We start from the raw sequence: 17,830 nt of genomic DNA, 5'->3' as shown, positions 1-17,830 counted from the left end.
CGGGCGCCGCGCTCGTCAGCGCTGCCCGCGCTCCTGCTCCCGGAGCTCGACGTAGTCGCCAGCCGCGCACTCCGAGGTCGCACTGATCGTGTCGCCGCCGCCCAGGTCGGACGAGTTGAACGCGATGTTCGCGATCCCGGCGCCCCTGCCGTTGAGTCCGGAGTAGCTGCCGTCCCTGTTGATGAAGCGCTCCGTCACGAGCCCGGCACGCTTCCACAGCGTGGTGAGGGTGCTGACATCGGTCTCGATGTCGCCGCGCTCGGCTCGCGAGGACAGGATCGTGGAGTGCACGCCCTCGCCGTTGCCGCGTTCGTCCGTGCACGTCCCGAGTCGTGGGCCCTCCTCCACGGTCCAGTCCCCTCCGAGCGCACTGGCGGAGTCGTCCACGATCTGCTGCACCGCTCGCTCCGCGTCCTCGGGCCGCGACGACGGGGAACCCGTCCCGCCCGTGCACCCGGCCGTGAGGGCGAGTGCACTGACCATCAGTCCGACCGCAGCCGTGCGGACCCTCTTCGCCGCCATCTCCCCCGTCTCCCCGGGCGCAACGCGTCCGCCCCGATCCATCCTGGCCGCTCCGGGCGGAAGGCGCTCAGTCCTCCTGCGCGACGGGAGACACGACCGCCGAACCGACCGCCGACTCGACCGCTGCGTGCGGCAACCGGCGCCGCATCACGTCGACCGCCACCGGGTTGTCGTCCACGAGCACGAACCGCCGGCCCAGGTCACGAGCGACCGCACCGAGCGTGCCGCTCCCCGCGAAGAAGTCGAGCACCCAGTCCCCCTCGCGCGACGACGCCTGCACCATCCGACGCAGGACCCCCTCGGGCTTCTGCGTCGGGTAGCCGGTCTTCTCGCTGCCGGTCGGCGACACGATGGTGTGCCACCACACGTCCGTCGGCAGCTTCCCACGCTCGCGCTTCTCCGGCGTGACGAGTCCCGGCGCCATGTACGGCTCGCGGTCGACCGTCTCGGAGTCGAACCAGTAGCGCTCCGGGTCCTTCACGTAGACCAGGATCGTGTCGTGCTTGGTCGGCCAGCGCGTGCGGGACTTCGCGCCGAAGTCGTACGCCCAGATGATCTCGTTGAGGAACGCGTCGCGGCCGAAGAGCGCGTCGAGCAGCACCTTGGCGTAGTGGGCCTCGCGGTAGTCGAGGTGCAGGTACAGCGTGCCGTCGTCGGTGAGCAGCCGCCAGGCCTCGAGCAGGCGTGGCTCGAGGAACGCCCAGTAGTCCTCGAAGCGGTCGTCGAAGCGCATCAGGTCACCGCGGATCCGCTCGTAGGTCCGACCACGGAAGCCCGTGATCGTCCCGGCGTCGCCGACGGTCCGGCGCTGGGCGGTCACCGCGTGGCGCCGCTGCTTCCGTCCGGTGTTGAAGGGCGGATCGAGGTAGACGACCGTGAACGACGCGTCGGGCAGTGTCGGCAGGACGTCGAGGTTGTCGCCGAGCACGACGAGGTCGGGGCTCGAGTCGTCGATGCTGCGCACCGGACCATCCTCCCGCAGAGCGGACCGACGCCCGACCGCACCCAGCCCCCACCGCGTCCGACGGCGTACGGTCCCCTGCATGGCATCACCCGAGGTCCGCAACGACACCGACGCGCAGCAGTACTCCCTGGTCGAGGACGGCGAGGTCATCGGCTTCGCGGCGTACGAGGTCGCCGGCGACGAGATCCGCTTCACCCACACCGAGGTCGACCCCGCACACCGCGGCGGTGGCCATGCGTCGATCCTCGTCCAGCACGCGCTCGACGACGTCCGCGAGGGGTCCCTGCGGGTCGTCCCGCTCTGCACCTACGTCAAGGCGTGGATCGAGCGGCACCCGGACTACCAGGAGCTCACCACGCGCTAGCGCGGCAGGTGCTCGCGCTCAGTAGGTGCGGTCGAGCGTGCCGGGTCGCGCCTCGTGCCGCCCGCGGTGTCCGACCGCAGGCACACGGATGAGGACGGTGCCACTGAGCAGGTCGTGGTCGTCGTCGGCGGGCGTCGGGGCCTCCTCCGGGAGGCGCGACTGCCGCTCGTACTCGGCCTGCGTCTCGTGACGGGTCGGGGCGAACACCTCGTCCATCATCGCGCCGACACCGCCGGATCCGCCGCTGCGTGTGGCCTTGTTCGACAGGTCGATCCACCCCACGCGATCGGCGACCCACATCACGACGGCCGCCACGGCCACCGCCCCCAGGAGGATCAACCAGTTCACGGTCCCGACGCTACGTCAGTCGACCGGCCAGGGCCTCCGCCGCGCGGATGATCCTGGCGATCGGTCCGCCGCGCCGGCGGACTGCTCGCGAGCTCGTCCAACGGTGTCCGTCGTGCGGATCAGTCGACGACGACCGTCGCCTCCGGCTCGAAGCCGCGGTGCACGATGGAGACGTACCAGTACGAGACGACGTCGCCGTGCCGGACAGCATCGCTCGCGTCCGACTGCGGCTCCACCTCGACCGTCAGCCCGCCGCCGCGCGGCACCGTGACCGGCACCCTCGTGACCAGGCCGCACGGTACGTCGGTGCGCAGGACCTCGTCACGGCCGCCGGGTCCCACGGACACCCGCAGGCGCTTGCCGTCGACGCCGTTGCAGGCGACGAGGAGGTCCCAGTCGCCGGCGGGCGTCTCCGTCCCGGCCGCGCCACGGTCGAGTCCGTTCGACGAACCGAAGCCGCGGTCCCCGTCGAGCAGCGCTGCGTTCATCGCGTCGCCCCACCGGTCGAGTCCTGCCGCCCGTGTCGCGTCGGCATCGTCGGACAGCAGTCCGGAGACAGGTGCGGACGAGCAGGCCGTCGCGACACCGAGGACCACGAGTCCTGCGACCGTGGCGGACAGGAGACGGCTCGGACGACGCATGCGCAGAGCATAGAGGGCGCTCCGTACGGGCGTCACTGCCCGGTCAGGGCACCCGCTCGAGCCACTCCCGCGTCGCGAACTTCGTCTCGACCAGCTCGCGCGCGCGGGCCCGCTCCGCCTCGGTCACGTGGCCCTCGTGCGCGCCGTAGAGCTTCGTGAAGGTGCCGATCAGCCGGTCGATGATCTCGGCTCGGGTCAGACCGGTCTGCGAACGCAGCGGGTCGACACGCTTGGCGGCCGAGGTCGTCCCCTTGTCGCTCATCTTCTCGCGACCGATGCGGAGCACCTCGACCATCTTCTGGCCGTCCATGTCGTAGCTCATCGTGGCGTGGTGCAGCAGGGCACCGGTGCCGAGCCGCTTCTGCGCCGCGCCGCCGATCTTGCCCTTGGTCGAGGAGATGTCGTTGAGCGGCTGGTAGTACGCGTCGATCCCGAGGGACTTCAGCGCCTCGATCACCCACTCGTCCAGGTAGGCGTACGAGTCGGCGAAGGTCATGCCCTGCACGAGGTCGGTCGGCACGTACAACGAGTACGAGATGATCGCGCCGGCGTCCATGAACATGGCGCCACCGCCGGAGATGCGGCGGACGACCTCGACGCCGTACTTCGCGGCACCGGTCGGGTCGACCTCGTTCTTCAAGGACTGGAACGACCCGATCACGACCGCGGGCTGGTCCCACTCCCAGATGCGCAGGGTCGGACCGCGACGGCCGGCACCGACCTCCTCGGTCAGGACCTGGTCGAGCGCGAGGTGCTCGTTCGGGCTGATCGGCCCCTCGTGCACGATCTCCCAGTCGTACTCCTGCCACGTCGACGCCCGCGAGAGCGCGCGACGGACGGCGACCCCCACCGACTCCGGTGTGAAGCCGAGCAGCACCGCCCCCTCGGGCAGCGCCGTGCGGACCGCGGCGGCGATGCCGGCCGCGTCGGTGGTCGCGGGCAGGCCGTCCACGGCCTGGTCGATCAGCGGCAGCGCGTCGTCCGGCTCGAGGAAGAAGTCACCCGCCAGCCGGAACTCCTGGATGCTCCCGTCGACGACCTCGAGGTCGACGACGACCAGCTTGCCTCCGGGGACCTTGTACTCACCGTGCACAGGGCGAGCCTACGCCCGCCGTCCGCCGGACGGGAGGCACGGGGCACCGCTGCCACGCGCCTCCCGTCCGGCAGCCCGTCGCGTCAGCGCGCCACGTGGCGGTCGAGCCACGCGATCAGGTCGGCGACCACCTCGTCGCGGTTCGTCTCGTTGTAGACCTCGTGCCGCGCCCCGTCGTAGACGTGGACCTGGACGTCCGACAGCCGACCGCGACGGCGGTACGCCTGGGCGAGCCGCTCCACGGAACGGGGGCCGCCGAGGGTGTCGTCCGATCCGACCTGCAGCAGGATCGGCAGGTCGTGCGGGATGCCTCGGCGTGGCACGCCGAGCAGCCGCGCGGCGTCACGGACGCCGAAGAGCTTGATCACGTCGGCCTCGACCGCGAGCGGGTCGGCGGCGATCGCGTCGATGACGGCCCGGTCGCGCGTGATCCACTCGAACTTCGTCGGTCCGGAGCCCGCGTGCCGGGCGTTCAGGTCGCCGCTGTTCATCCACCCGGGCAGTCGGTACGCCGTGGCGGAGAGCACGACCCCGTCGTACCGCTCCGACGAGGTGTTCACGATCCGCTGTGCCATGAGCGACCCCCACGAGTGCCCGACGAGCACGAGCGGGACGCCGGGGTCCTGCGCGCGGGCGACGTCGCTCATCTGCTCCACGGCCGCGATCGCCGCCCGCAGGCCACCGGGTCCGAGCCGTCCGAGCCGCGCGTGGTCCCCGTCCCACTGCGCCAGACCGGTCCGGCCGTGCCCGCGGTGGTCGTTCGCGTGCACGGTGTACCCGGCACGGACGAGGTCCTGCGCGAGCGGCTCGTACCGGAGCCCGTGCTCCCCGACGCCGTGCGCGATCTGCACGATGCCCTTCGGCCTGGCGGCGCGCCAGGTCGAGTAGACGATCTCGACGCCGTGGGCGTCGGTGAACGAGGAGTCCCCTCGAGCGGCGGAGAAGGTGGGCACGGGTCGATCCTCGCAGACGTGGAGGCGGCGCAGGCGGTCCGTGGCGTGTCCGTCCGGCGTCCACGCAGCCGGCTCGGAGCCCGCCCAGGTCCACCAGGAACGCTGCACGCCTGGGAGGATCGACCGGTGACCTCCCACCGCATCGATGCCTCGCCCGACACCGCTGTCGACGTCCTCACCGCGGAACGCGAGCCCGTGCTCCGCGTCGAGGACGGTGACACCGTGACCGTTCGGACGCTGAGCGCCGCGGGCTACACCGAACGGCTGGCCGCGCCGGGGGCGGACGCACCGACGCTCCTCGATCCGCGACGCGGGCACTGTCTGGTCGGACCGATCGCGGTCGCGGGAGCGCGACCCGGACAGGTGCTCGCCGTGCGCTTCGACGCGCTGGTGCCGGACGACTGGGGCTACACCGGGTCCGGCGGCGTCGACACCCCGGTCAACCGGGCGCTCGGGCTCGTCGACGCTGCGTCGCGCGGGCCGCTGCTCTGGGACGTCGACGCGGACGCCGGCACGGCGTGGAACCAGCTCGGGCTGGGCGTCCGGACCGCGCCGTTCCTCGGCGTGGTCGGTCTGCCGCCGGAGCCCACCGGGGAGCACTCGACGATCCCGCCGCGTCCGCTCGGCGGGGGCAACATCGACTGCCGAGAACTGGTCGCCGGCGCGACGCTGTACCTGCCCGTCACCGTGCCGGACGCGCTGCTCTCCGTCGGGGACGGGCACGCCGCACAGGGCGACGGCGAGGTCTCCGGCACCGCGGTCGAGTGCGGCATGACCACCACGATGACGCTGTCCCTGCTCGACCACGCCCCGGTCGAGGGCGTCCACGCCGACACCCCTGCCGGCCACATCACGTTCGGGTTCGACGCCGACCTCAACACGGCGACGACGACGGCGCTCGACCGGATGGTCGACTGGATCGTCGGGCTGCACGGGATCACCCGCGGGCAGGCACTGGCGATGGCGAGCGTCGCGGTGAGCATGCGCGTGACCCAGGTCGCGAACCGGACCTGGGGCGTGCACGCACTGCTCCCCCACGACGCGATCCTCGCGCCCGACGCAGGCTGAGCGCCCGACGCGAGCCGACGGTCCATCGGCACCACGCGCCGGGACGGGAGGCGCGACCAGCGTGCTCGACGTCGGGGACTCGGGTCGCGCCTCCTGTCTGCCCGTTCCTTCCCATGACACTCGCGATGCAGGGAGAGAACGGGCGTACCTGACCGGAAGTTCCGACCAGGTACGCCCGAACCGACCAGGCACGCCCGATCCGTCCCGGTTGGCAGGCGCGCCACCATGCTCGTCGCGTCCGCGCTGGCGAGACGGCGCGCTCGAGCCGCGCCGCGCCTCCCGTTCGCCCGTTCTTTCCCATCGCACCTGCGATGGAAGGTGAGAACGGGCGTACCTGGTCGATCGTTGCGATCAGGTACGCCCGTTCTCACCGGGTACGCCCGATCCGACCAAGTACACCCGCTCCGGGGTCAGTGCGCGGAGTACCCGCCGTCGACCAGGTGGTAGCTGCCGCTGATGAACGAGGCCTTGTCGCTCAGCAGGAACAGCACGAGCGCTGCGACCTCGGCATCGGTACCGAGCCGCTTCGCCGCGTGCTCACCCTCGAGCGCCGCGAGCTCCTCGGCGGAGAGCGACGACCGGACGAGCGGGGTGTCGATGAACCCGGGACCGACCGCGTTCGTGCGGACACCCTGCGCCGTGTACTCGAGCGCCGCGACCTTGGTCAGCCCGACGAGCGCGTGCTTCGACGCCACGTACGCGGCGTTGTGCGCGATGCCGACCGACCCCAGCACCGACGCCATGTTCACGATCGCGCCACCACCGGCAGCCAGGATCGCCGGGATCTCGTAGCGGAGCCCGTAGAAGACGCCGTCGAGGTCGACCGCGCGGACCCGGTCCCACGCCTCGACGTCGTACTCGCCGATGGGCTGGGGAGCCGCACCGATGCCGGCGTTGTTCACCGCGAGGTGGAGCGCGCCGTAGGTGTCGACCGCGTGCTGGACCATCCGCTCGTTGTCGCCCGCGACCGCGGAGTTCGCCTCGAACGCACTCGCGGTGCCCCCGGCGCCCTCGATCTCGGCCACGACGCGCTGCGCGGCCTCGGCCTTGATGTCGGTGACGACGACCCGCGCGCCCGCGGCCGCGAGCTCCTTCGCGATCGCAGCCCCGATGCCGCTGCCGCCACCGGTGACGACGGCGACCCTGCCCTCGAACTCGGACATGTTCTCCTTCTTCCTCGACGTTCCGTCGATCGTGCACAAAGCAACACGTGTTGCGTACGCAGCGTACACCTCGCGCAGACCAGTTCGTTCGCTGAACTAATGAGGTAGGCTAACGGTCGTGCCCGACACCTCACTCGCCACCGACCTCCGCGTCGCGGTGGCCCGGTTGTCCCGGACGCTGCGCGCACAGAAGGTCGACGCGAGCATGACGGACGGCCAGTTCTCGGCCCTCGCGCGACTGCACCGCGAGGGCGCCATGACCCTCGCCGAGCTCAGCCGGCAGGACGGCGTCACACCGCCGAGCATGACGAAGTCGATCGCGGTGCTCGTGGACCGTGGCCTCGTGTCCAAGGTCGACCACGGCGACGACCGCCGCAAGGTCCTGCTCGCCGCGACCCCGGCCGGAGCGACCTTCGTCGAGGAGACCCGGCGCCGCCGCGACGACTGGCTCTCTCCGCGCCTCACGACCCTGACCGCCACCGAGCGCCGCACCCTCGCCGAGGCCACCGAGATCATGAGGAGGCTTGCCCAGCAGTGACCGCCCTGTTCCGCTCCCTGTCCACCCGCAACTACCGCATCTGGTTCGCCGGGGCCCTGGTCTCCAACGTCGGCACCTGGATGCAGCGCACCGCCCAGGACTGGATCGTCCTGACGAAGCTGTCCGACAACGACGCGATCGCGGTCGGCATCACGATGGCGCTGCAGTTCGGTCCGCAGCTGCTCCTGCTCCCGCTGACCGGCCTGGCTGCGGACCGCTTCGACCGGCGGCGGATGCTCATGCTGACGCAGGGACTCATGGGCGCCCTCGGGCTCGGCCTCGGGATCATGGTCCTCACCGACACGGCGACCCTGTGGTCCCTGTACGGCTTCGCCCTGGCGCTCGGCATCGTCGCCGCGTTCGACACCCCGATCCGGCAGGCGTTCGTCTCCGACGTCGTGCAGGGCGAGCACGTCTCGAACGCCGTCGCGCTGAACTCGGCGTCCTTCAACGCCGCCCGGCTCATCGGGCCCGCGGTCGCGGGGGTGCTCATCGCCGCGATCGGGTCCGGCTGGGTGTTCGTCATCAACGCCGGCTCGTTCCTGGCCGTCCTCGTCGCGCTCCGCTTCGTCGACCCAGCCCAGCTCGCCGAACGCGTGCGCGCGAAGCGCGGGAAGGGGCAGATCCTCGCCGGCTTCACCTACGTGCGGACCCGTCCGGACATCATCGTGGTGCTCTGCATGATCTTCGTCGTGGGGACCTTCGGCGTGAACTTCCCCATCTTCACCTCGACCATGGCGCGGGTCGAGTTCGGCAAGGGTGCCGGCGAGTTCGGCCTGCTGAACTCCGTCATGGCGATCGGTTCGGTCGCCGGCGCGCTCCTCTCCGCCCGGCGGGACCGCCCGCGGATGCGGACCCTCGTCGTCGCCTCGGCCGGCTTCGGCCTGGCGTGCACGGCGGCGGCCCTCGCCCCGACGTACTGGACCTTCGCGGTCGTGCTCGTCTTCGTCGGCCTGGCCTCGCTCACCTTCATGACCACGGCCAACGCGCTCGTGCAGACCACCACGAAGCCCGCGATGCGCGGTCGCGTGATGGCGCTGTACATGGCGATCTTCGCCGGGGGCACGCCGATCGGCGCCCCGGTGGTGGGCGCCGTCGCCGATGCGTGGGGGCCACGCTGGGCGATCGTGGTGGGAGCCGCGTCGGGCTTCGTCGCGCTCGCGATCGCCCTGGTCTGGCTCGTCCGCTGGGAACACCTGCGGCTGCGGTACGACGCCGACGCCCGACTGCACCTCGCGGTCACGCACGCGGTGCCGGTGGTCGGCACGCGGGCGTCGCGTGCCGCGCTGCGGCGCGACCTGGAGCGCGACGAGGCGGTGGCGGACCGGTCCAGCTCGGTCTGAGCGTCGGGACCGTCGCCGGCCAGGAGGCACGGGCCACCCCCGCCGCGCGCGCACCGCGACAGGATGCCGGCCGGGAGGCACGGTGCCAGCCCGCCACGGCCCTCCCGTCCGGCGCTGTGCCCCGCCCGACGACCGCAGCTCAGCGCGCGGGGGTCGCGACCGTGAAGACGCGGTCCTCGAGCGCCGCGACGACGGCGTCGACCGCGGCGGCGAGTCCCTCGGCGGCGGCTCGGACCCGGTCCGGAGCACCGACCTCCACGCGTCCGAGCGCCGAACGCGCGACCCGGAACGCGGCGACCTGGTCCCCCACGCAGGCGGGCGCGACGTCCGCGAGGCAGTCGTCGGCGCGCGCCGCGAGGAACGCGAGCGACCGCGGACTGTGCGACTCGTGGAGGAGGAACCCGGCGGCGTCCCGCGGATCGACGCCGTGGTGGTCGCGCCCCCGCCGGAAGGCCTCGCCGGCACCGCACGCCCGCAGCGCGGTGGTCCACGACGCCGCCGACCCCGCATCGACGAGCGACGACGCCAGCAACCGCGCCGTGAGGCCGCACCGCAGCAGGGACCTGCCCAGGGTGAAGAACTCCCACACCTCGTCGCGGCTGACGTCACCCTCGACGACGCCGACGGCCAGCGCGCTCCGTTCCCGCACCCACGCGAGGAACTCGTGCGCCCGGTCGACGGCGACCTTGCGCGGCATGCGCGACCGGGTGACGTCGAGGCAGTCCCAGAGCTCGGTGGACACGACCTCGCGCGCGCGACGGGCGTGGTCCCGTGCCACACCGACCGCGTGTGCCACGGAGGCGGGTTCGTGCCGGTCGAGGGCGAGCGACTCGACGACGGCCGCACGCTCACGGCGTCGTGCGGGCGCGTGTGCCCCCACGACGCGGTGCAGCACGGAGCCGACCGTGGACTCCTCCTCGACCACACCCGCGTCGGGCCGGACGACGTAGACGTCGAGCATCCTCGCGACCACGTCGGCCCGCTCCACCGCGCTCCCGACGTGGAACACGCTCCCCGCGAGTCGGCTCAGCACGTCGGCTCCTGCATGCGGCGAAGCTACCGAGCGGGCGTTGCGGCGGTGTTTCGGGACCGCGTCACGGGTGTTGCGAGCCATCCGGCAGACGCGCTCCCAGGGGACACTCGCTAGACAATCTAACTAGAGCGTCTAGCATTGTCCGTATGACGACCGAGGTGACGAACACCACCACGGGCTTCTGGTACGGGTCAGGATCCAGGGTCGACGCGGTGGACGTACTGAACGCGCTCCGTAGGTACCGGAGCGCCGAGAGCGCTGCCCAGCGCCGGGCGCGCGAGGCACTCGGCATCGGCGAGAACGCACTGCTCGCGCTCCGGGTCCTGCTGGACGCCGAGTCCGAGGGACGCTCCGTCAACGCGAAGGAACTCGCCGACCGACTCGAGATCACGCCGGCGTCGACCTCGGCACTCGTGGACCGACTCGTCCGCAGCGGTCACGTCGAACGACACCCCGACCCCCACGACCGCCGTGGGGTCATCCTCACCGCGTCCGGCGGGTCGATGCGGCAGGTGCTGCGGGTGATCGACCAGCTCGACACCCGCGCGATCGAGGTCGCCGAGCACCTGCCCCAGACGGACATGTCGGTCATCGTCGCGTTCCTCGAGGAGATGGCCCGGGTCGTCGACCACGACGAGGACGCGGCCGACACGGAGCGCTCCGCGTAGCCTCGTCCCATGCCCAGCGCACCGGACGAACCCGTCGGGGTCCCACCGCTCGGTCCGCGGTCGCAGGAGCCGGGCCGCGAGCACGCGCGCGACCCCGAGGACGACATGCCGCTCGCCGAGCTCGACGCACGCGCCCGGGCCGACGCCGCACTCCGGCGCATCCGGAACGGCGCCGACCCCGCGCGGGAGGCCTTCGACCTGGCGAACACGATGAACGACGAGGCCGTCGGACGACTCCGCGGCGCCGTGCTGCGCTGGCTGCGCCGAGACTGACCCGGCGGGCGGCCTACCGCTGGTCGTCGGCGAAGGCGGTGCCCACCGCAGCGATGTCGTCGGCGCCGTGCCCCGCTGCACTGGCGTCGGCGTAGACCCGGTCGAGCGCGTCGAGGAGGGTCGTCGACACCCCCGCGGTCCGTGCCGCGTCGCCCATCAGCCCGATGTCCTTCCGCAGGCCGTCGAGGGCGAACTGCGGCGCGAGGTCACCGCCGATCATCGCTGCACCCTTCGTGTGCGCGTAGGGCGAGTCGCTCGCGGTGCCGTCGATCGCGTCGAGGAACAGCTGCGGGTCGAGTCCGAGCGCACGAGCGATCGCGAGCGACTGGCCGGTGGCGGCGGTGATCGACGCGACCCAGGCGTTGGCCGCGAGCTTCAGGGCCGTGCCGTCGCCGACCCGCTCACCCGCGCGGACGGTCTTCGCCCCGATGGCGTCGAGCACCGGGTCCACACGGTCGAGCACGTCCGACGGGCCGGCGGCGAGCATGGTGAGCTTGCCCTGCTCCGCCGGGGCCTTCGTGCCGAGCATCATCGCCTCGACGAGGGTGATGCCGTACTTCTCGGCCAACTGCACCACGGTCTCGGTCCCCGCGACGCCGATGGTCGAGGCCTGCACCCACACGGCGCCCGCGGGAGCGTCCCCGGCAGCGGTCTCGAGGACGTCGACGACCGCATCGGTGTCGAAGAGCGTCAGCAGGACGACCTCGGCGTCGCTCACCGCCGCGGCAGCGTCCGTCGCCACGGTGGCGCCGGCGTCGCCGAGCGGGCGGGCCTTGTCGGCGCTGCGGTTCCACACGGTCACCCGGTGGCCCTCGCGCAGCAGCGACCCCGCGACCCCTGCACCCATCGTCCCCGTACCCAGCACCGTCACGCGCACCACTGTCTCCGTCCTGCGTCCGGCACCCTGCCGACGTCGCTCTCGACGCTACGCCTGCGCGGCCCGACCAGCCTGACCCGACCAGCCTGACCCGGTCGGCGTGCGGACGCCGACACCCGTCGCGTGTGCGACCCGTTCAGAGCAGGCCGCGAGCGGCGAGCCACGGGGCCGGATCGATCGGCGTCCCGCCGACGATGACCTCGAAGTGCAGGTGCGGGCCGGTGGAGACCCCGGTGCTGCCCACGGCGCCGAGCTGTTCGCCGGCCGACAGCGTCTGCCCGGGCAGGACGTCGATGCGGGACAGGTGCCCGTACCGCGTCTGCGTGCCGTCCGGATGTGCGAGGAGCACCTGGTTGCCGTACCCGCCGAGCGGCCCGGCGGACACGACCCGTCCGGGCATCGCGGCGACGACCGGCGTCCCGGATGCCGCGGCGAAGTCGAGCCCGTGGTGGTTCGTCGAGCACGCACCACACCCGGCGACCTGCCGACCGCCGAAGCCTCCGGCGGTCGGGATCGTCCCCGCGACGGGACGGACCACGTCCGAGCCCGTCGTGATCTGCACACGGCCGTGTCGATCGCCACCCGCCCGGGTCGCCTGCACGTCGAAGCCGTCGCGGACGACGGTGACGGTGACGCCGGACGCGACGCGGTAGTGCTGCTCCGGCGCCGGGGCGACCTGGTGCGCGGGTGCGGATGCGGGTGCGGCGCCGAGACCGAACCCGGTGGGGTCGTCGAGTGCGGCGGCCGGGGTCGACACGGAGACGACCAGGCAGGCTGCGAGGGCGGACGCCGTCACCGGGAGGAGTCGCGAGGACGACCCCGATCGGGCCGCCGGCAGCGCCGCGGGACGCTGAGGCCGACCGACAGCGACGCCCCTGCGGAGCTCGGGGACGTGCCGGTCACGCCCGGGTCGCCCGGACACGCGCGGGTCGGGCACGCGCAGGTCGGGTACGCGCAGGCCGTGCTTGTTGTGCTTGCCGAGCCTGCCGGGACGATCGGCGGACCGGCGAGGGGTGCGGAGGTCACGACGACTCGGCAGGGCTGCTCCGGACCGAGCGCCGTCGATGGTGGTGGTGGTGGTGGACACCGAGGCGGCGGCAGGGGGGACCGCCGCCTCGGCGGTCTGGCGGCCGACACGGACGGACCGGGCAGCGGCGTCGTTCGCCGCTCGGCGGGCCGCTCCGCGGGGGCGGATCGGTGCCGCCTGCGCCGAGCCGGGGGCGCTGTCGGTCGTGGTCGTCGTCATCGTGTCGGGAGGTCGGATCGGGTGGGTCGGGATGGGGTGGGTCGGGATGGGGTGTGTCGGGATCGGCTGTGTCGGGACGTTCGGACGTCGTCCGTCATCGGTGGCGGTGCCGGTCGGCTCAGCCGCGGACGACGCCGTCGCGCGTGATGCGCTCGAGCTCCCCGACGACGGCGTCGACGACCGCGCGGGTGATCGCATCGGTCACCGCTTCGACCAGGGCGAGCTGGTCGGGCGTGACGGCGACCTCGTTCGGGAGCGCGGTTCCGACCCGCTGCGGGATCTCGTCGATCGCGGCGACGAGGGCAGCCGGCACCAGGGCGGACCGCATCGGGGACACGGGGGCCGTCAGCGGCGAGGTGGGTGCGGGGACGACCCGGGTGCGTGCGGCGGTGACGGAGACCGCTGCTGCCGGAGCGGGCGTCGCCGTCGGGGCCGGTGCCGGTGCCGGTGCCGGTGCCGGTGCCGCCGGAAGGGTCACCGCGGGCTGCGCCTGTTCCGGAGCCGTGGTCGCGGCGCGGGAGGCCCGACGCGAGATCGAGTCGAAGAGGGGCGTGGAGGACATGCTGCTTGCCTTCCGGTCAGTGGTGGATCGGGCCGTCCTGGGCGGTCCGACTGGGCTCGTGCCTCGGGCACGAGGACGATTCAACCACTGATATTCCGAATGTGCAATAGCGCGTTCTGGATCAGTCGGGCTCGACCGCCTGCGTCGGGTCGTCGCGCCGCAGCACCTGCTTGACCCGCTCGACGATCGTCGACGGCGGATTGTTGTAGGCGTTCGCGGGTTCCTGCCCGCTCAACGCCTGGATCGCGTCCATCACGGCGTCGGTCGCGTGGCGCCGTGCACGGCCGGACGACGCCTCGCCGAAGTGGGACAGGTCCATCGGTGCACCGAACTCGATGGTGACGCGGGCGAGCCGCGGCAGCCGCGAGCCGACGGGCTGCACGTCCTCGGTGCCGGTGAGTGCGACCGGCACCACCGGCGCCCCGCTCGTCAGCGCCAGCCAGGCCACGCCGGTCCGACCCTTGTAGAGCCGACCGTCGAGGGACCGGGTGCCCTCGGGGTAGATGGCGAAGGCCTCGCCGGCCTCGAGCCGCTCGAGCCCGAGGTCGAGGGCGTGCTGCGCCGCAGCTCCCGCTCCGCGTTCGACCCCGATGGCACCGATCCCGCCGAAGAACGCGCGCGAGACCGCACCGCGCAGACCGGTCCCGGTGAAGTACTCCTGCTTGGCCAGGAAGGACACCTTGCGCGGCGCCATGAGGGTGATCGCCGGGGAGTCGATGAAGGACCTGTGGTTGCTCGCCAGGATGACCGGCCCGTGCTTCGGTACGTTCTTCCGTCCCACGATGCGCGGTCGCCAGACCAGGCGCGCGAGCGGGGTCACCACCGCACGGCTCATCGTGGTGGCGAACTTCGTCGTACCGGGCAACCGGGCCTCCTCGTCGTGGGAGGTTCCGAGTGTAGTGAGCGCGGAGCGGGCTGCATGCCGCGATCGGAATGGAAGCAGCGCGGGGACCACGAGGCCCCCACGCTGCACGGTTCAGCCGTCGTGCGACTCGTGCCCGGGAGCCGTGCGACGACGACGTGCGAGGCCCCAGAGGAGCACCCCGACGAGGAACCCGCCGACCGCCAGGGGCACCGCCGCGAGCACGGTCGACCCGGTGAACGCGAGCTCGGGCACCACCGGCGCTGCGGTCGGCGCCGGCGTGGGAGCCGGCTCGGTCCGGAGCTGCTTCGAGAACCAGGGCGAGAACACCCACGTCGGTCGTTCGTGCGCCGTCCCGGGCGTGACGACGAGGCCGGAACGCGCAGCGGGCTCGTCCGCAGCACCGTCGACGTCGACCAGTCGACCCTTGGCACGTGCCGTCAGCTCGAGCTCACCGGCGGATGCGTCGGTCGACGTGACCTGGGTCGGCGTCTCCGTGGCACACGTCGTCGTCGCGCCGGGCGCGAGTTCGTCGGCGCCACAGAGCACCGCGGAGTCGAACCCCTCGGACTCGATCCCGAGCGAGTCGACCGTCCGGTTGCCGGTGTTCCGCACGGTGAACGACGCGTCGACCGTCGCGCCGGGCCGCAGCGGCTCGTCCGTGCTCGGGGTGATCGCACCCTGCACGTCGAGGCCGCCGCGTCCGGTGAGCCCGACACGGACCCGGTCGGACGCCTCGACGGAGGAGCTGTCCGGGGCCACAGCATCGGCGGTGACCGGGACGGTCAGCGCACCGGCATCGACGTCACCCTGGGTGAGGGCGCTGTCCTCGGTACGGCAGACGGTCTCCGCGCCGGGAGCGAGATCGATCTCCGCGCACGTCGCCTCGTCACCTCCGATCGTGGCCGTCACCGCTGTCAGCGTCGTGTCGCCGTCGTTCCGCACGGTGGCGCTCCGCTCGACCAGGTCGCCCGCCTCGGGCACCTCGTGCTCCGACGCCGCCAGGTTCGCGGACGCCGTGACGCCGAGCGCCGGGTGACGGGGGACCTCGACGGACGTGGACGCATCGGCTCTGACGGCGGTGCCGTCGGGCGCGGCGCCCGAGACGACGGCCGCGACGTCGACCCGGCCGGCATCGACGTCCGCCTGGGTGACCTCGTGCACACCGACCACGCACTCGGTGGAGGCGCCCGGCGTGAGCTCGGTCGCGTCACATGCGGGTGCCAGCTCCGGGCGCCCGGGCACGGCGTACGACAGGTCGTGCACGGTCACGTTGCCCGTGTTCCGGACGGTACCTCGCAGCGCGATCGGCTCCCCCATCCGGAGGTCGTCGTACGACGCCGAGACGGTCGCCTCGACCGCGGGCGCCGGCTGCTGGACGTCGACGTCGGTGCTGGCCGAGGCGGCCACGCCGTCGCCGGAGGGCGTCCGGGCCGAGGACGTGAACTGCACCGTGACCCCGCCGTTGTCGACGTCGCGCTGCTCCACGCGGTACCCACGCCGCGTGGAGCAGGTCACGGAGGCGCCCGGTGCGATCGTGGTCGACGGACAGTCGACCGGCAGGTCGCGGCCGGCAGTCTCGACCGTGGCGTCGTGGAGCGTGACGTTGCCGGTGTTGGTGACCACGGCCTCCAGGTCGACCTCGTCGCCGACCGCGGCCGGCGTCGACGACGTGGGCCGCGCCTCCAGGCCGAGCGCCGGAGCAGCCGGGGTGGTGGGGACGGACGCGGATGCGGTCGCCTCCACCGCCGCGTCGAGCCGCGATGCCGCGGACACGGTGACCGAGTCGTCGACGCGGCCGGCGTCGACGTCGTCCTGGGTCACCGCGCGAGCCGCGGTGGTGCAGGTGGTGCTGGCACCGACCGGGAGGCTCGTGGCGACACAGTCGGTCGGGTCCTGTCCGGACGTGACGGCGAGGTCGTGGATCGCCACGTTCCCGGCGTTCGTCACCGTGACGCGGAAGGCGAGCTGCTCACCGAGGTCGGCGACGGCGTCGCCGTTGCCGCCGGTGAGGACCGGCTCCTCGGTCACGGTGAGCGCGTTGCGCTCTGCCGCGAAGGCGATCTTCGCGTCCACGGCGTCCTCGAGGCCGCGCGACGTGGTGATCGACGAGGGGTCGAGCGCGTGGTTCCCCGGCGTCGTCGTGGTGACGTCGAGCGCGACGGTGCAGGCGGCCTCCTCGTTCCGGAGGTCCCCGGAGGCCTGCACGGTGTGCCCGCCGGCCGTTGCCTCGACCGTGCCGTTCGCGCAGGTGGTCGCGACGTTCGGCTGGTCCGCGATCCGGAGCGCGTCGGGCAGGCCGTCCTCGAACGACCAGCCGGGCTTGCTGCCGGCCTCGCTCGTGTTCACCACCGTGAAGGTGAGCCGCGCCGTGTCACCGACGACCAGGTCGTCGCCGGTCAGGTCGGCGCGGAGCTCGGGCGTCGAGTCGTAGACGGTGACCTGGTCGATCGCCCCGTCGTTGCCGCTCGGCGAGGTCTGCTCGTTGCGCATCACCCAGCGGATCGCGTCGCCGCCGAAGAGCAGGCCGCCCTTCGAGACGAACGAGCCGCCGCGGAGCGGGACGCCGTCGGTGTCCAGGTCCTTCGACGCTGCGTCGGTGCAGGGGTCGATGGCGTGGTCGGAGACCGGTCGCTCGACCTCGCCGTCGACGAGCGCGAAGTCGAGCAGGGGATGCACGTAGTTCGTGCAGGCCGCCGCTGCGGCGTTCACACCGAACGAGATGAACCGACCCGGGTCCTTGATCTTCGACGTCTGCACGGACTCGGCCTGCACAGCGCCCTTCGGCACGGCCTTGTCGGTCGTCCACGCACTCACGACGTGGTTCGCCTTCGGGTCCGCGCTGCCACCGACGGTGCCGAGCGCGGTCGCGAGGGCACGGAGCGACGAAGCCCTGCACGAGGACGGCAGATCCGTTGTCGCGCCGTCGAGGATGATGCCGTTGCACTGGTCGTGGTCGAGCCATGCCGGGTCGGCGGTGTAGCGCTCCCCTTCGGCGCCGACGTAGTCCTCGAGCCCGATCCACTGGTCGGTGGTGTCGTGCTCGAAGCCCTCGGAGTAGAGGACCTGCGGGTCCGGAGCGGGGGCGCCGCGCAGAGCAGCCGACGCCTTGGCGGTGTGTTCGGCGACGGTCGATGCCGAAGCGGGTGCCGGGACGACCGCGGCAGCCACAGCGGTGCTGCCGAGGACGACGGTCGTGAGCCCGAGGGCCGTGGTGGTGAGCACGCGACGACGTCGGACGTGCTGGGGGTTCGTTCGGTGCATGTGCTTCCTGGTCTCCGGCCGCCCGGGACGGGCGGCGGTCTGGCCGTG

The 17,830-nt window shown here is 72.6% G+C and carries 19 protein-coding genes; 6 read left to right on the top strand and 13 right to left on the bottom strand.

All coding sequences use genetic code 11. The features are described from left to right. Window positions 1-15 precede the first annotated feature (15 nt). A complete protein-coding gene (locus NI26_RS03075) occupies window positions 16-522 on the bottom strand; it encodes a hypothetical protein (protein WP_066652243.1) in 507 nt (168 codons plus the stop codon). Between the two features lie 67 nt (window positions 523-589). After that, window positions 590-1,486 carry a DNA-methyltransferase gene (locus tag NI26_RS03070; protein ID WP_442854640.1) on the bottom strand — a complete coding sequence of 299 codons (897 nt, stop codon included), beginning with the start codon at window positions 1,484-1,486 and terminating at the stop codon, window positions 590-592. 79 nt (window positions 1,487-1,565) lie between these two features. Between NI26_RS03070 and NI26_RS03065 the strand changes: the two genes are divergently transcribed. Further along, a complete protein-coding gene (locus NI26_RS03065; protein WP_066652241.1) occupies window positions 1,566-1,850 on the top strand; it encodes a GNAT family N-acetyltransferase in 285 nt (94 codons plus the stop codon). Between the two features lie 18 nt (window positions 1,851-1,868). Here NI26_RS03065 and NI26_RS03060 read toward each other — a convergent pair whose 3' ends face one another. The 4 genes from NI26_RS03060 to NI26_RS03045 form a co-directional block, all read right to left on the bottom strand. After that, complete coding sequence (locus NI26_RS03060; RefSeq protein ID WP_066652239.1) at window positions 1,869-2,198, bottom strand: hypothetical protein; 330 nt, start codon at window positions 2,196-2,198, stop codon at window positions 1,869-1,871. Between the two features lie 119 nt (window positions 2,199-2,317). Next, complete coding sequence (locus NI26_RS03055; protein WP_066652236.1) at window positions 2,318-2,839, bottom strand: hypothetical protein; 522 nt, start codon at window positions 2,837-2,839, stop codon at window positions 2,318-2,320. 43 nt (window positions 2,840-2,882) lie between these two features. Further along, the gene (locus tag NI26_RS03050; protein ID WP_066652234.1) at window positions 2,883-3,932 is read right to left on the bottom strand and encodes a lipoate--protein ligase family protein; all 1,050 of its coding nucleotides are present in this window, start codon (window positions 3,930-3,932) and stop codon (window positions 2,883-2,885) included. Between the two features lie 83 nt (window positions 3,933-4,015). Continuing rightward, window positions 4,016-4,885: an alpha/beta hydrolase gene (locus NI26_RS03045; RefSeq protein WP_066657760.1), complete on the bottom strand. Its 870-nt coding sequence runs from the start codon at window positions 4,883-4,885 to the stop codon at window positions 4,016-4,018. Between the two features lie 126 nt (window positions 4,886-5,011). Between NI26_RS03045 and NI26_RS03040 the strand changes: the two genes are divergently transcribed. Beyond that, a complete protein-coding gene (locus tag NI26_RS03040; RefSeq protein ID WP_066652232.1) occupies window positions 5,012-5,953 on the top strand; it encodes an acetamidase/formamidase family protein in 942 nt (313 codons plus the stop codon). Between the two features lie 410 nt (window positions 5,954-6,363). On the opposite strand, the gene NI26_RS03035 is transcribed toward NI26_RS03040, so the two are convergent. After that, window positions 6,364-7,116 (bottom strand): SDR family NAD(P)-dependent oxidoreductase, encoded by a 753-nt coding sequence (locus NI26_RS03035; RefSeq protein WP_066657758.1) that lies wholly within the window; start codon window positions 7,114-7,116, stop codon window positions 6,364-6,366. A 118-nt stretch (window positions 7,117-7,234) separates the two neighbouring features. Here NI26_RS03035 and NI26_RS03030 point away from each other — a divergent pair, with 118 nt between their 5' ends. After that, a complete protein-coding gene (locus tag NI26_RS03030; RefSeq protein ID WP_066652230.1) occupies window positions 7,235-7,654 on the top strand; it encodes a MarR family winged helix-turn-helix transcriptional regulator in 420 nt (139 codons plus the stop codon). Further along, a complete protein-coding gene (locus NI26_RS03025) occupies window positions 7,651-8,997 on the top strand; it encodes an MFS transporter (protein ID WP_066652228.1) in 1,347 nt (448 codons plus the stop codon). The genes NI26_RS03030 and NI26_RS03025 overlap by 4 nt, the downstream gene beginning before the upstream one ends. Before the next feature lie 139 nt (window positions 8,998-9,136). Here NI26_RS03025 and NI26_RS03020 read toward each other — a convergent pair whose 3' ends face one another. After that, window positions 9,137-10,030 carry an alpha-E domain-containing protein gene (locus NI26_RS03020; protein WP_066652226.1) on the bottom strand — a complete coding sequence of 298 codons (894 nt, stop codon included), beginning with the start codon at window positions 10,028-10,030 and terminating at the stop codon, window positions 9,137-9,139. A gap of 146 nt (window positions 10,031-10,176) precedes the next feature. On the opposite strand from NI26_RS03020, the gene NI26_RS03015 reads away from it, so the two are divergent. Further along, window positions 10,177-10,698, top strand: a complete 522-nt coding sequence (locus NI26_RS03015) for a MarR family winged helix-turn-helix transcriptional regulator (RefSeq protein WP_066652224.1) — start codon at window positions 10,177-10,179, stop codon at window positions 10,696-10,698. A gap of 9 nt (window positions 10,699-10,707) precedes the next feature. Continuing rightward, window positions 10,708-10,971, top strand: a complete 264-nt coding sequence (locus NI26_RS03010) for a hypothetical protein (protein ID WP_066652222.1) — start codon at window positions 10,708-10,710, stop codon at window positions 10,969-10,971. 13 nt (window positions 10,972-10,984) lie between these two features. Here the strand turns inward: NI26_RS03010 and NI26_RS03005 are convergent, their stop codons facing one another. From NI26_RS03005 to NI26_RS02985, 5 genes are all read right to left on the bottom strand, one after another. Beyond that, window positions 10,985-11,842, bottom strand: a complete 858-nt coding sequence (locus NI26_RS03005) for an NAD(P)-dependent oxidoreductase (RefSeq protein WP_081985207.1) — start codon at window positions 11,840-11,842, stop codon at window positions 10,985-10,987. A gap of 142 nt (window positions 11,843-11,984) precedes the next feature. Continuing rightward, on the bottom strand, window positions 11,985-13,094 hold the full coding sequence (locus tag NI26_RS03000; protein ID WP_144411230.1) for a M23 family metallopeptidase: 1,110 nt from the start codon (window positions 13,092-13,094) through the stop codon (window positions 11,985-11,987). A 118-nt stretch (window positions 13,095-13,212) separates the two neighbouring features. Then, the gene (locus tag NI26_RS17035; protein ID WP_066652218.1) at window positions 13,213-13,656 is read right to left on the bottom strand and encodes a hypothetical protein; all 444 of its coding nucleotides are present in this window, start codon (window positions 13,654-13,656) and stop codon (window positions 13,213-13,215) included. A gap of 121 nt (window positions 13,657-13,777) precedes the next feature. Next, window positions 13,778-14,491 carry a lysophospholipid acyltransferase family protein gene (locus tag NI26_RS02990; RefSeq protein ID WP_081985203.1) on the bottom strand — a complete coding sequence of 238 codons (714 nt, stop codon included), beginning with the start codon at window positions 14,489-14,491 and terminating at the stop codon, window positions 13,778-13,780. Window positions 14,492-14,632: 141 nt separating this feature from the next. Next, window positions 14,633-17,782: a DUF7507 domain-containing protein gene (locus tag NI26_RS02985; protein ID WP_066652216.1), complete on the bottom strand. Its 3,150-nt coding sequence runs from the start codon at window positions 17,780-17,782 to the stop codon at window positions 14,633-14,635. Window positions 17,783-17,830: the final 48 nt, after the last annotated feature.

The organism is Curtobacterium sp. MR_MD2014, from assembly GCF_000772085.1.
Lineage (GTDB): Bacteria > Actinomycetota > Actinomycetes > Actinomycetales > Microbacteriaceae > Curtobacterium.
Note: the sequence above shows the minus strand (reverse complement) of the source record. Positions and strands in the feature narration are given on the sequence as shown.

Bases quoted from the DNA above. Each gene is read 5' to 3' on its own strand.
- NI26_RS17035 (WP_066652218.1), bottom strand. From the start codon at position 13,656: ATGTCCTCCACGCCCCTCTTCGACTCGATCTCGCGTCGGGCCTCCCGC.
- NI26_RS02990 (WP_081985203.1), bottom strand. From the start codon at position 14,491: ATGAGCCGTGCGGTGGTGACCCCGCTCGCGCGCCTGGTCTGGCGACCG.
- NI26_RS03000 (WP_144411230.1), bottom strand. From the start codon at position 13,094: ATGACGACGACCACGACCGACAGCGCCCCCGGCTCGGCGCAGGCGGCA.
- NI26_RS02985 (WP_066652216.1), bottom strand. From the start codon at position 17,782: ATGCACCGAACGAACCCCCAGCACGTCCGACGTCGTCGCGTGCTCACC.
- NI26_RS03065 (WP_066652241.1), top strand. From the start codon at position 1,566: ATGGCATCACCCGAGGTCCGCAACGACACCGACGCGCAGCAGTACTCC.
- NI26_RS03075 (WP_066652243.1), bottom strand. From the start codon at position 522: ATGGCGGCGAAGAGGGTCCGCACGGCTGCGGTCGGACTGATGGTCAGT.
- NI26_RS03035 (WP_066657758.1), bottom strand. From the start codon at position 7,116: ATGTCCGAGTTCGAGGGCAGGGTCGCCGTCGTCACCGGTGGCGGCAGC.
- NI26_RS03055 (WP_066652236.1), bottom strand. From the start codon at position 2,839: ATGCGTCGTCCGAGCCGTCTCCTGTCCGCCACGGTCGCAGGACTCGTG.
- NI26_RS03015 (WP_066652224.1), top strand. From the start codon at position 10,177: ATGACGACCGAGGTGACGAACACCACCACGGGCTTCTGGTACGGGTCA.
- NI26_RS03010 (WP_066652222.1), top strand. From the start codon at position 10,708: ATGCCCAGCGCACCGGACGAACCCGTCGGGGTCCCACCGCTCGGTCCG.